Origin of the sequence: Malaciobacter marinus (assembly GCF_003544855.1) — a bacterium.
Lineage (GTDB): Bacteria > Campylobacterota > Campylobacteria > Campylobacterales > Arcobacteraceae > Malaciobacter > Malaciobacter marinus.
On the sequence record NZ_CP032101.1, the window covers coordinates 1,855,574 to 1,868,636 of the forward strand.

The 13,063-nt window shown below is 26.9% G+C and carries 14 protein-coding genes; 4 read left to right on the plus strand and 10 right to left on the minus strand.

The window, feature by feature from the left end; genetic code table 11:
- Window positions 1-53 precede the first annotated feature (53 nt).
- The 10 genes from AMRN_RS09045 to AMRN_RS09090 all read right to left on the minus strand — a co-directional run bounded on the left by AMRN_RS09045 (window position 54) and on the right by AMRN_RS09090 (window position 9,923).
- Window positions 54-1,385 (minus strand): sensor histidine kinase, encoded by a 1,332-nt coding sequence (locus tag AMRN_RS09045; RefSeq protein ID WP_079578541.1) that lies wholly within the window; start codon window positions 1,383-1,385, stop codon window positions 54-56.
- On the minus strand, window positions 1,375-2,028 hold the full coding sequence (locus tag AMRN_RS09050) for a response regulator transcription factor (protein WP_099312082.1): 654 nt from the start codon (window positions 2,026-2,028) through the stop codon (window positions 1,375-1,377). The genes AMRN_RS09045 and AMRN_RS09050 overlap by 11 nt, the downstream gene beginning before the upstream one ends.
- Window positions 2,029-2,573: 545 nt before the next feature.
- Window positions 2,574-3,623, minus strand: coding sequence for a succinylglutamate desuccinylase/aspartoacylase family protein (locus tag AMRN_RS09055; protein WP_191282107.1), 1,050 nt, complete (start codon window positions 3,621-3,623; stop codon window positions 2,574-2,576).
- A 4-nt stretch (window positions 3,624-3,627) separates the two neighbouring features.
- Complete coding sequence (rimK, locus tag AMRN_RS09060; protein ID WP_099312080.1) at window positions 3,628-4,557, minus strand: 30S ribosomal protein S6--L-glutamate ligase; 930 nt, start codon at window positions 4,555-4,557, stop codon at window positions 3,628-3,630.
- A gap of 92 nt (window positions 4,558-4,649) precedes the next feature.
- Window positions 4,650-5,333: a hypothetical protein gene (locus tag AMRN_RS09065; protein ID WP_099312078.1), complete on the minus strand. Its 684-nt coding sequence runs from the start codon at window positions 5,331-5,333 to the stop codon at window positions 4,650-4,652.
- A gap of 29 nt (window positions 5,334-5,362) precedes the next feature.
- Window positions 5,363-5,599, minus strand: a complete 237-nt coding sequence (locus AMRN_RS09070) for a hypothetical protein (RefSeq protein WP_099312076.1) — start codon at window positions 5,597-5,599, stop codon at window positions 5,363-5,365.
- Between the two features lie 1,194 nt (window positions 5,600-6,793).
- Window positions 6,794-7,585, minus strand: a complete 792-nt coding sequence (gene trpC, locus AMRN_RS09075; protein WP_099312074.1) for an indole-3-glycerol phosphate synthase TrpC — start codon at window positions 7,583-7,585, stop codon at window positions 6,794-6,796.
- The gene (locus AMRN_RS09080) at window positions 7,586-8,863 is read right to left on the minus strand and encodes a tetratricopeptide repeat protein (RefSeq protein ID WP_118897419.1); all 1,278 of its coding nucleotides are present in this window, start codon (window positions 8,861-8,863) and stop codon (window positions 7,586-7,588) included.
- Window positions 8,839-9,216 (minus strand): YkgJ family cysteine cluster protein, encoded by a 378-nt coding sequence (locus AMRN_RS09085; protein ID WP_099312070.1) that lies wholly within the window; start codon window positions 9,214-9,216, stop codon window positions 8,839-8,841. The genes AMRN_RS09080 and AMRN_RS09085 overlap by 25 nt, the downstream gene beginning before the upstream one ends.
- Window positions 9,213-9,923, minus strand: coding sequence for a tRNA1(Val) (adenine(37)-N6)-methyltransferase (locus AMRN_RS09090; protein ID WP_099312068.1), 711 nt, complete (start codon window positions 9,921-9,923; stop codon window positions 9,213-9,215). Before AMRN_RS09090 ends, AMRN_RS09085 begins: the two co-directional genes overlap by 4 nt.
- A 253-nt stretch (window positions 9,924-10,176) precedes the next feature.
- Between AMRN_RS09090 and AMRN_RS09095 the strand changes: the two genes are divergently transcribed.
- The 4 genes from AMRN_RS09095 to AMRN_RS09110 are packed head-to-tail and all read left to right on the plus strand — an operon-like array spanning window position 10,177 to window position 13,045.
- Window positions 10,177-10,491 (plus strand): 4Fe-4S binding protein, encoded by a 315-nt coding sequence (locus tag AMRN_RS09095; RefSeq protein WP_099312066.1) that lies wholly within the window; start codon window positions 10,177-10,179, stop codon window positions 10,489-10,491.
- A gap of 16 nt (window positions 10,492-10,507) precedes the next feature.
- On the plus strand, window positions 10,508-11,638 hold the full coding sequence (locus AMRN_RS09100) for a 2-oxoglutarate synthase subunit alpha (RefSeq protein ID WP_099312064.1): 1,131 nt from the start codon (window positions 10,508-10,510) through the stop codon (window positions 11,636-11,638).
- A 1-nt stretch (window position 11,639) separates the two neighbouring features.
- Window positions 11,640-12,473, plus strand: coding sequence for a 2-oxoglutarate ferredoxin oxidoreductase subunit beta (locus tag AMRN_RS09105; RefSeq protein WP_099312062.1), 834 nt, complete (start codon window positions 11,640-11,642; stop codon window positions 12,471-12,473).
- Between the two features lie 8 nt (window positions 12,474-12,481).
- Window positions 12,482-13,045 (plus strand): 2-oxoacid:acceptor oxidoreductase family protein, encoded by a 564-nt coding sequence (locus AMRN_RS09110; RefSeq protein WP_099312061.1) that lies wholly within the window; start codon window positions 12,482-12,484, stop codon window positions 13,043-13,045.
- Window positions 13,046-13,063 lie beyond the last annotated feature (18 nt).

Sequence of the window (13,063 nt, forward strand, 5' to 3'; positions counted from 1 at the left end):
TTTGGAATTTACACAGTTTTATTTACACTCCCAGTGTATATAGTTTTACTAATTTATAATGGGAGTTTAACGGTTACTAAGGTACCTTGATTAGTAGAATTGATTTGTAATATTCCTTTATGAAGGTCAATACAAGATTTAACAATGAATAATCCTAATCCAACTCCTTGTATATTTTTATTTCTTGATTCTTCAACTCTAAAAAATTCATCTGTAACTTTTTCTATTTTGTCTTTTGGAATACCAATCCCTTCATCTTGAATTTTGAAAATAGCATAGTTTTCTTCTAAATAAAGTTCAATATTGATATTAGAATTGTTATGACTATATTTAATTGCATTATCAACTAAGTTCTTAAAAATGGTATGAAGAAGATTATGATTGCCCAAATATTTTAATGAATGAAACTCTTTCAAAGTTAAATTGATATTCTTATTTTTTAAATCATTGTTATACTGTTCAATTATATTCATAATAATAGAATCTAATTGACACCAACTAAAAGAGTTTTTTACATTATATTTTGTATATTTTGTGTAGAACAGCATTTCATCAGTAATGTTTGATAATTGGTTTACCGCTTTTAATATAACTTCTAAACTTTTAATATAGTAATCAGGTTCTCGAATATTTTTCAATGTAACTTCAGCTTCACCTTTTATGATAGTCAATGGAGTTCTAAATTCATGAGAAACATTTTTATTAAAGGTATCTAATTTGGAAACTCCTTCTTTTAGACGAGAAATCATACTATTAAATGATGAAATTAATTCAGATATTTCATCTTTATTAGATGGGTTTTCAATTGAAGTTGATAAATCTGAAACTGTAATATTTTTAGCATCTCTTGTAATGTTTTTAATTGGTATTAATATTTTATCAATAATCTTATTTGCAAGAAACATTAATACTATCAATAATATAGGAATTGTGCCGAGTAAAATATGCTCAATGTCTTCTGCTTGATTATGTATATTTTTTTTATATAAAAGAATATTTCCTACAAAGGGATTTGTAAATTTATATGAATATATTGCATCTACTTCAAAGTTATTGATTTCATTAATATATAACTGAGGCTCTTGATATAATGTTTCATAATTCTTTAATGTAAATTTTTTCGTTTGATATATTAATTTATTTTTTTTTAGAATAGCAACTTCTACGTCTTTTAGTGTTTCATCAATAATTATGTTTGTATTAAATTTATTTTCTTTTAAATCAAGATGTAATGAAATTGCATATTGCTCTAGTTGTTCAAGTATGCGCTTGTTAATACTTTCTTCAAGTAAATAATATAAAGCATAACTAAAAATAAAAAGTATAATAAAAATTACACTTGAAAACCAAAAAAGAATTTTATGTTTAATACTTTTAAATCTCAATTTTATACCCTATGCCTCTAAAACTTTTAATAAGTTCTTTACCTACTTTCTTTCTTAAATTATATATTGTAACTTGAATCACATTGCTATTGAGAAACTCCTCATTACTATATAGCATTTCCTCAATAGTATCTTTTGAAATATAGGAGTTTTTGTTTTTAATTAACAATAACAAAAGTTCATATTCTCTTATAGATAAATTAATAATAGAATTATCTTTTAAAACCTCTTTGGTATCTAAATTTACTTTTAGATTAGAAAATTCCATTATATTACTCATTTGTGAACTTCTTCTATACAGTGAAGTTACTCTAGCCTCTAATTCTTCAAATGAAAAAGGTTTAGATAGATAATCATCACAACCTGTTTTTAAACCTGTTATCTTATCTTCAACTGCATCTTTTGCTGTTAACATTAATATCGGTGTAAAAATGTTCTTTTGTCTTAAATTGTTTAAGATTTCGATACCATTTTTTTTAGGTAGCATCCAGTCTAATATAATTACGTCATATTTGTTAATGATAGAAAGATACTCTCCTTCTTCCCCATCATTTGAAATTTCAATAGTATAATGTAATTCTTCAAATCCTCTTTTTAGGAAATTTGCAATATCTTTATCATCTTCAATTATTAAAATCTTCATAACTACTATACTCTATATATAAATTTATTTAACAAACTATGTTGGAATTATTTTATAATATAATATATGTTAAATCAACATTAATTATAAATCTCAACTTTTACACATAGAAAATCATAAGTAAATCCATATATAGGTGATTTTAGGTATAATTATTTACCTTAAACATCAATATATAAAGGGGGGGGATAATATGTGTCAAACTATGGTAAATATATACCACCACTGGAAATCTCCCGTAAACAATATTTTTGGTTCACTCTACAACTTCTTATATTAGAAAATCTTACTTACTGGCTTTACAACCTTTATATAGAGATATAATTTGTTCCAAAAAGTGTTCAATAAGTAGAATTTATAGATTCTTTTAAACCCTTAAGACTTTTTGAATAACAAAAATCACTTTTGTAAGCTGTTTAATAAGAGGAGCTGAAACTACATATTTAGTATCTTTTGCATCAGATTTTAATTGTTCAAATGCACCTGTTAAATCCTCTAGAATAAATTCTATCAGACTGACACAAAATTTCTAACACTCCCTATCTTTACTCTTCGATTATCTCTTCATTATTAAGTTCAAAAAACTCACTTTCATTTAAAATTTCTTCATTAAAATACTCTATTTTTGTTTCAGCAGCTTCTAGATTTTTAAACTTAGCTATATGAAAAATTGCATCACCTTCTTGAACTAAAGGTATTTCTGATTTTCCAATGATTATTCCATCAAATATTGATTTTATTTCAAAAGAAGCATCACCAAATGGTTCATCTATAAAAGCAATGATTTCATCTTTTTTTACAATATCTCCTAAGGCTTTGATTGTTCTTAAAACTCCACTTTCACTTGCTCTTATCCATTGACTACTTCTTGTAATAACTGGTAATCTTTTAGATTTTCTTTTTGAAATAGGAAGCATGTTTAATTCTCTTAATACATTTACAATGCCCTTTACACCTATTCTAATACATGTTTCATCAAATCTCAAAGCTTCCCCTGCTTCATATAATAAAATAGGGATACCATCTTCTTGTGCCACTTGTCTTAAAGAACCATCTCTTAATTCTGAGTGCAAAACAACAGGTGCTTCAAAAGCTTTTGCAAGTTTATAAGTAAACTCATCTTTTGTATTTGTTCTAATTTGAGGCAAGTTTGATTTGTGAATAGAAGCAGTATGCAAATCAATACCCAAATCGCATTTTGAAACAATCTCTTTAAAAAATATATTAGCCACCCTACTTGCAAGTGAACCTTTAACAGAACCTGGGAAACTTCTATTTAAATCTCTTCTATCTGGCATATATCTAGATAAAGTCATAGTTCCATAAACATTTACAATTGGAACAAGAATAAGTGTACCTTTTAATCTTTTTAAAATATTTAATTTTCTTAATCTTCTAATTATTTCTATACCATTTAATTCATCACCATGTACAGCAGCACTTACAAATACAACTGGACCATCTTTTTTGCCCCTAATTACATGTATAGGAAGTTTTGTTGGAGTATTATAAAGTTTTGGAAGCTCTATATTTATTGTGATGTTTACCCCTTTAGGAATATTTTGTTCTCCTAAAGTTATAAAATCTTTATCCATTTTATTATGCTCCAATATTATCTTTTTTTAATTTTCTTTTTCTAAGTAAATCATCATTTGGTGTTACATTTTGACCAATATAATCCATAATTTTACCTGCGATATCAAGGTTTGTTGATGTTTCAATTCCTTCTAAACCAGGAGAAGAGTTTACTTCCATTACAAGAGGTCCTCTTTTTGAGGGAATCATATCAACTCCACAAACACCCAATCCCATAGCTTTTGCTGCTGCAATTGCAGTTGCTTTTTCTTTTCTTGTAAGTTTATGTGCCATTGCTGTTCCACCTTGATGTAAGTTTGACCTAAAATCACCTTCAGCACCTTGTCTTTTCATAGCTCCTACAACTTCACCACCTACTACTAAAACTCTTATATCAGAACCATTTGCCTCTTCTATAAACTCTTGTACAAGTAAGTTTACATCCATCCCATAAAAAGCATCAAGTACTGATTTTGCTGCTTTTTCACTCTCAACTAATACAACACCTACGCCTTGAGTTCCTTCAAGTATTTTCAAAACAAGAGGTGCTCCACCACTTAAGGCTATTACATCTTTTGCACTTGATTCATTTGAAGCAAAAACTGTTTTTGGCATATCTATTGACTTTTTTGAAAGTATTTGTAAACTTCTTAATTTATCTCTACTTCTTTTAATAGCTAAACTTCCTGTAACTGTAAACACATCCATCATCTCAAAGTGCCTTACCATTGCAGTTCCATAAAATGTCCTACTTGCTCCAATTCTTGGAATAATAGCATCAGGTTTAGGCAACTCTTCTCCAAAATAGCTAATTTTTAGTTCACCTTTCATAATCTCAATACTACACTTTAAATAATCAATAACTCTAACTTCCCAACCTCTTTGTTTACCAGCTTCTACAAGTCTTTTTGTTGAGTAAAGTTCTTCGTTTCTTGATAGGATGTATAATCTCATAAAATTTTTCCTTATTTAATCTAAAATGCAATTATATTCAAAAAAAATGGATTTGCAGAAAATAAATGCAAATATTTTGAATAAAAAGAGAATTAATCGTAAAATTTATATTTTAATAAAATATCCCTTATTTCAATTTCTAAATTAATTTGATAAAAACCTTTTGTTACAAGCTCTTGAAAAGGAATAAGAGTTACTTCACCATTTCCTATTTTTCTATTCCAAAGTAAGTTTATTAAAATTGCAGTATACTTTTTTAATATTATATGTATAATATTTAAAGATGCTATACTATGTTTTTTAAGATCATTTATACTGCAATTTTTTATATTAATTAAAGATACCACATCAAAAATACTTCCTATATATTCCCCCATATCAAACATTTCATTATTTTGAAGATTAAAGTTTATATATCGATATCCTCCTTTTACTGTTACTATTTTAGTTAAAATATCTAACGATTTTTCAATATATATACTATCCTTTTTTTCAATATAGTTAACAAAAAATTTTTTATGAATATCTGATATATTATGTCCTAAACTATTTTTTAATTCTTTATCAGTTACTTGTTTTTTATTTTTATCATAAAAATCAACCATATATACAATTTTTTGTAACCTTTCTATTAAAGTAGCTTGAAGTAATAAATAAGCATAGATTGTATCAAAGTTTGATTTATCATCATTAAGTAATACCTCAGCACCTTTATAAAAAGCAAAAACTGAATCAATAACCTCATCATTTAGTTTAATTTTTTCTATAATTTCCATTTTTTTCCTTTACTTATATAAAGATAGGGCTAATCCCTATCTTTATTTGTTAATCCACTATTATAATATGGACACCATTCGTGTATATCAGGTTCACAATAGAAAAATCTAGTTCTTTGTACTACCTCAGGATGTGTACATTTTTCTATTATAATAGGCATAGGTTTTATAAAACTATTTAACCCCATTAAATTTCTTTCTTTCTTTACCTCAGTATAATACTCACATTGTTTATTAAATACTTCATTTTTTTCTTGATTTTCCATTTATATCCTTATTTAAAATCATTTAATTACTACTACAGTTTATAACTATATTAGTACCAATTAACTTATATTTTCAGGCAATACTAATGCCCTACTAACAACTGTTTTAACAATGATAAGACTTTTGATTTTTTAAAGCCGTTCTACTGCACAAGTAGCATTAAAAAGAGTGGGTTTAAGAAAGTATTTAGAAGAATGTAAGTATCATTCTATTAACAATTTATTAAACACTTTCAAAATCTTGACTCTTTTGTCAAGTTAAATTTTACATAATAATACCTCCTTTTTTTAGATATACTTTATTCTTGCAACTAGTGCAATAACACTTTTTCAAACATAGTTAAGCCTTGCCCTAAGACAATTTAAAAGCTTTGTTTGCTTGATTTTAACATTGTAATTTAAATGATTGATTTTTGAGAGAATTTCAATAAGTAGATTTTGTATAAAGTATGTCTTTAATTACTTTTTTTCCAAACTCCTTTTAACAATACATTTTTTCATAATTTACCTTTCATACATATTAACATAAAATTATAACAAATATAATCTTAATCTTTGCTTTAATTTTTATATTATTTTTTAACATATCTATTAAACATATTTATTTTATATAAAACATCATCTTTTGTCAACTTCAACCTTACACATTATAAAACTTATAAATATAAATCAAATTTCCCTCTATTTATATATGGGACTAAATCGGCATTTTTATAGGTTTTATTTTTACAAAGTTTGAAATTTCTTATTACATGAGTATTTTAGTAACACTTTAAGAAATTTATTATCTCAGTTTGAATGTTAGTAATATTTTCTTACTCACTTTATTAAGATGATTTCTCAATTTTTTTACTTTAAAAAATACTCTCTTCATAAGTAATATTATAATTTGAGCACTCCAAAGCTAACTTAGCCAATTCATCTAAATTCAATTTTTATGTCCTATAAACTTTTGACAAACCATCCCTCTTTTACTTATATATGTAGTTAAACTTTGTCTTGTTCCTACTCCTATTATATTCATCAAATTTAGATTTAACTATTTGACCTTTTTTCAAGTTTTACAAAATAAAGAAATTTTTTGAAAAATGATTTTGTAATAAACTCTTTTTTATAATTATAATGTAAAAAAAGGTATTTGTAGTATATATTTGTAGATTATTTAATAAAAAGAAGAAAGAATAACTCTCTTCTTTATTTAGTAGCATTTTTAAAAGTTTCAAGCTCATCTTTAATAGATGGAACTTTCATAAAGTGTTCCCCAATTAAAAAAGCATCTGCTCCAATTGAGCTAAGTCTTTTGATAGTTTCAGTGTTACTTACTCCACTTTCTGCAACTATAATTTTTCCATTTGGTATCATTGGAATTAATTTATCACAAAGTTGCATATCCATTTCAAAAGTATCTAAATTTCTATGATTAATTCCTACTATATTTGCACCACATTTCATAGCTTTTGTTAAATCTTCTTTATCATGAATTTCAACTAAAACCTCAAGTCCTATATATAAAGCATACTCATATAACTCTTTAAGCTCTTTTGTACTTAAAGCTTTTGCTATAAGTAATATAAAATCAGCTCCATAAACTAAAGCTTCAACAATTTGATATTTATCTACAATAAAATCTTTTCTTAAAAGTGGTGTTGAAACATATCTTCTTATTTGAGTTAAATACTCCAAATCACCTTTAAAATAGTGAGGTTCAGTCAAAACTGAAATTGCATTTGCACCATTTGCACTATACTCTTGTGCAATTGCAAGTGGATCAAAATCCTCTTTTATTATACCTTTACTAGGACTTGCTTTTTTAACTTCAGCTATTACTCTTATGGGTTCATCTTTTGTAGATGCAAGATACTTTTTTACATCTCTTGGGGCATAAGGATTTGAAGCTAAACTTCTACCAAGTAAATCAAGAGGAATTTCAACTTTTCTTCTTTCTAAATCCTCTTTTGTTTTTTCAATAATTTCATCTAAAATCACTTATTTACACTCCTTAATTTTATTCCAATGCATTTTAATTTCTGGTTCATCAAGTCCTATTGCATCTACTACTTTTTTCATTTGAATATAAGCTTCTTTGCATCTTTTTTCTTTATATAAACCCCATGCATATGAGTCAATATATGCTACATTGTTAGGAGCTTTCTTTAATGCTTTTTCAATTAATAAAACACCTTTTTTTATATCAACTTCATAATCTATTAGTAAATAGCCTAAATAGTTTTGATAAATATGATTATCTAAAATCATTAATGCACTCTCAAAGTTTTCAATAACCTCTTTTAGTACTTTTCTTTTATCTTTTGCAACTTCAAATTCAAAAATAGCAATTTGTGCTAAAAGGTCTATATTTCCAGTGCTTTTATAAAGTTCCTTTAAAAGTTTAAGTGCATTTTTTTTATCATCTTTTTTTTGATATAAAGTTAATAGTTTAAAATCATCTACTCTATTCTCTTCTAAAAATCTTATTGCTTCATCAATATTTTTTTGTTCTAAATAAGCGATTAAATACTTATAAGTTCTATTCATAGAAAACAAATCACCTTTTGCTTTATTTTCAAAATATGATTTTTTAAGAACAGAAATAATTCCATCAATATTTTTTTGTTCTGAATAAAAAGAAAAAAGTTTTGTGCAAACTCCACCTTGGCAACCATAAAGCCTAATATGTGTTTCTAAATATGATATTGCTTTCTCTTTTTTATTTAAATATGAGTATAAAACATCTACAAGATTTGTAAGTGTATCTCCACTAACATTTGAAATATAGGCACTTTCGAAATACTCTTCTGCTTGTTTATATTGTTCTTTTTCAAAATAGACATTTGCAGTTAATTCATAATTATCAGAATTATTAAATTTTTCAAGAAGTTGTAGTGATACCTTTAAAGCTTCATCTAATTCACCTAATTTCAATAAAGATATTGCATAAAATCTTAATACATCTTCATAATAAGGTGTATCTTCATCTAAGTATTTATAACTATACTCTTTTACATCTTCAAATCTTGAAAGTTGCATACTTATAGTTAAAAATCTCAATAAATACTCATATCTATTTGTTTTATCAAATAGTTCAAAATATACTTGTCTTGCTTTATAAAAATCTCTATTTTTTTCATATTCTAATGCAAAAAGTATATACTGATCTTCTGCTTCAAATAGTTTGATATCTTTTCTTTGTAAATTATTATTTCCTACACAAGATACAAAAAACAGTGATAAGATTATTATTACAAGGGTTTTATAGCTGGGCACTCTTCATACACCTCTTTTTCATTATTTTTAAAATAGTCCCAAAAAGGGAAAGTTCTACATTGTGTTGGTCTTGCTTCATAAATAGAACATTGTCTTTTTTCTAAATCAAAAAAAACACATGCATAATTATTCTCTTCTAGTTTTATCTCTTTTAAACTATATTTATATGTTATTTTTTTTAAATACTTTAGTCTTAATTCTTCTAAGCTTATATCTAAATATTTACTTAGATTATCTATTTCTTCCTTAGTTATCCAAATATAACCACTTTCACCAATACAGCAATTACCTTGACAACTTGAACAAACATTTGCGTCAAAGCAATAATTATAACCTTTTTCTTTTAATATCATATTTCTACTTTTATACTATGAGTTAAAGATTTTTCATAAATCTTTAAAACCTCTTTTGAAAACTCATCTTTTTCAAAAACAGTCATTGCAGATAAAACTTTTGTTAAAGATTTTGAATCTTTTCTTGCATAAACCAAAACCAAAGTTGCGTCTTTGTCTTTTTTAGGATGAACAAACTGCATACTTTCAACATTGAATTTATATTTTTTTAAAAGTAACAATATCTCATTTATTTGTTTTACATCATAACAAAAGAAAAACTTCCCTTTTGGCTTTAAAACTCTGTTTGTTTTTGATATGAAATCTTCTAAAGGCATAGAATCATTATATCTTGCAATTTTCAAGTTTTCATTTTCGCTTTTTATTACATTACTATGATAAAAAGGCGGATTTGAAATACAAATATCAAATTTTTTATCAAACTCTAACTGTAAAAATGAACCTTTATACATTTTAGCTTCTATTTTATTGCATTTGCTATTTATTTGACTTAAAAACTGAAACTCCTCTTGAATTTCAGACTGATTTAAACTAAGCTTTGGATTATCTCTTGCAACTAAAAGACCAAGTATCCCACTACCACTACCAATATCCAAAATTTCACCATTAATATTTTTAAATTGATTTAAATTTCTTATTATAAAGTCATATAAAAAATGAGTGTCACTATTGTAACAATAACCATCTTTTGGCTGATAAAGAAGCAATATTTAACCTTTAAATTTTTTTGTATTATAGCAAATAAACCAAATAATAGATTTAAAGAACTAAAGAAGGATAAAAAAAGTAAATATTTACTTAATCTTGAGTAAAACTATTGGCTAAAAATGGCTCTAGTAAAGTATCTTTTAAGTATGTATTGTCTAAAGTTTAATTATTATTTATAATTGGTTTAAGTTATTATACTTTTATAAAATTTAGAAATAATTACAATTAATTATTACAAAAGAGGAAAATAATATGGAAACTATACAGGCGCCAGAAAATACACCTGTTTGGGTAGATGAAAGTAGATGCAAAGCATGTGATGTTTGTGTATCTGTTTGCCCTGCTGGAGTATTGGCAATGAGACTTGAGCCTGGCTCTACACTAGGCTCAATGGTTAGTGTTGAGAATAAAGATTCATGTATTGGATGTATGGACTGTGAATTGTCTTGTCCTGATTTTGCGATTTTTGTAGCAGATAAAAAAGAGTTTAAATTTGCAAAATTAACAGATGAAGCAAAACAAAGAAGTATTGCAATAAAAAATAACAACTATAGAATACTTAGCTAATACAAGGATTTATTAAATGGCAAGAGAAATAATATCAACGGGAAATAATTTAGCTGCAATGGCAGCAGTTGATGCAAAATGTGAATTTTTTGCAGGTTATCCAATTACTCCATCAAGTGAAGTAATGCATACAATTTCAGATTTATTACCTGCAAATGGTGGAGCTGCTATCCAAATGGAAGATGAAATAGCAGGAGTATGTGCAGCACTAGGTGCAGCAATGAGTGGGAAAAGAGCACTTACAGCAACAAGTGGTCCAGGAATTTCACTAAAAGCTGAAAATATTGGATTAGGTTATATTGCTGAAGTTCCACTTGTAATTATAAATGTTATGAGAGGAGGCCCATCAACTGGTCTTCCAACAAGAGTTCAACAAGGTGATATTCTTCAAGCAAAAGCACCAACTCATGGAGATTATAACTCTATTACACTTTGTGCTTCTACACTTGAAGAGTGTTATACACAAACAATTAAAGCTTTTGATTTAGCAGATAGATTTATGCAACCTGTTTTTTTACTACTTGATGAAACTATTGGACATATGAGTGGAAAAGCTGTAATCCCAGATTTAGAAGAGATTCAAGCTTCAATTAAACCAAGAAGAGTTTATGAGGGTGATCCAAAAGAGTATAAACCTTATGATGTACCACATGATGAACCTGCTATATTAAATCCAATGTTTAAAGGATACAAATATCACTTTACAGGATTGCATCATGGACCAACAGGTCACCCAACAGAAGATGGTGATACTTGTCAAAAACTAATAGATAGGCTTTTTGATAAAGTTAATTTACATTTAGATGAAGTTAATCAATATGAAGAGTATATGCTTGATGATGCACAAATTATGATTATAGCATATGGTTCAGTGGCACTTTCTGCAAAAGAAGCTATAAAAAGGCTTAGAAAAGAAGGTATAAAAATAGGACTATTTAGACCAATTACTCTTTGGCCAAGTCCTGAAGAAAAAATATATGAGTATTGTCAAAAAATAGACAAAGTTTTAGTAACAGAGCTAAATAAAGGTCAATATTTTCAAGAAATACAAAGAGCAAGTCAAAGAAAAGATTTTGCTACTTTATTTAAAGCAAATGGAAGACCAATAGCTCCAATTGAAATAATCGAAAAAATCAAAGGAATGTAATATGGCTTTTAATTATGATAAATACCTAAGAGTAGATAAAATGCCAACACTTTGGTGCTGGGGTTGTGGTGATGGTGTTATTTTAAAAGCACTAATTAGAGCCATTGAAAAAATTGGTTGGGATATGAATGATGTATGTGTTGTATCAGGAATTGGATGTTCTGGTAGATTTTCATCATATATAAACTGTAATACAGTTCATACCACACATGGAAGAACTATTGCTTATGCAACAGGAATAAAACTTGCAAACCCTGATAAACATGTAATTTGTGTTACTGGTGATGGAGATGGATTAGCAATTGGTGGGAATCATACTATTCATGGGTGTAGAAGAAATATTGATTTAAATCACATAGTTGTAAATAATTTTATTTATGGACTTACAAATTCACAAACAAGCCCAACAACTCCACAAGGTATGTGGACAGTTACAGCAAAAAGAGGTAATATAGATCCTACTTTTGATGCATGTAATTTAGCAATTGGTGCAGGAGCTAGTTTTGTAGCAAGAGAAACAATGCTTGATCCAAAAAAACTTGAAAGAATTTTTGTAAAAGGTTTTCAACATAAAGGTTATTCATTTTTTGATATATTCTCTAATTGTCATATAAATTTAGGAAGAAAAAACAAAATGGGTACTGCAATGCAAAACTTGGAGTGGATTGATTCTATTTCTCTTGCAAAAACAAAGTTTGATAAACTAGAAGATGAAGATAAAGTAGGAAAATTTCCAACAGGTGTGCTAAAACAAAATACAGAAGCTTTAGAGTATTGTGACTCTTATGAAAAAGTAAAACTAGCACATCAAAACAATACAAAAGTTGAGCTTTAGGAGATAAAATGGCTAGAACATTAATGAGATTTACAGGAGTTGGTGGGCAAGGCGTTTTACTAGCAGGAGAAATTTTTGCTGCTGCTAAAATTGAAGCTGGAGGCTATGGATTAAAAACAGCAACTTATACATCACAAGTAAGAGGTGGTCCAACAGTTGTTGATATTACATTAGAAAATGAACCTATTTTATTTCCATATGCAAATGATGGTGAGATTGATTTTATGCTTTCAGTTGCACAAATCTCTTATGATCAATTTAAAAATGGAGTAAAACCTGGTGGAATTATAGTAATTGAACCAAATCTTGTAAAACCAACACCAGAAGATAAAAAAATATTCAAAATATATGAAATTCCAATTATTACAATTGCAAAAGAAGAAGTAGGCAATGTAATTACACAATCAGTAATAGCTTTATCAATTGCAAACTACATGACAAATAATACAGTTGATAATGAAATATTAAGAAAAACAATGCTTTCTAAAGTTCCAGCAAAAGTACATGATATAAATAATAAAGCTTTTGATTTAGGCTTAAAATACGCAGAAGAAGCAATAAAAGATAGTTAATTTAGAAGCAATTAGCTT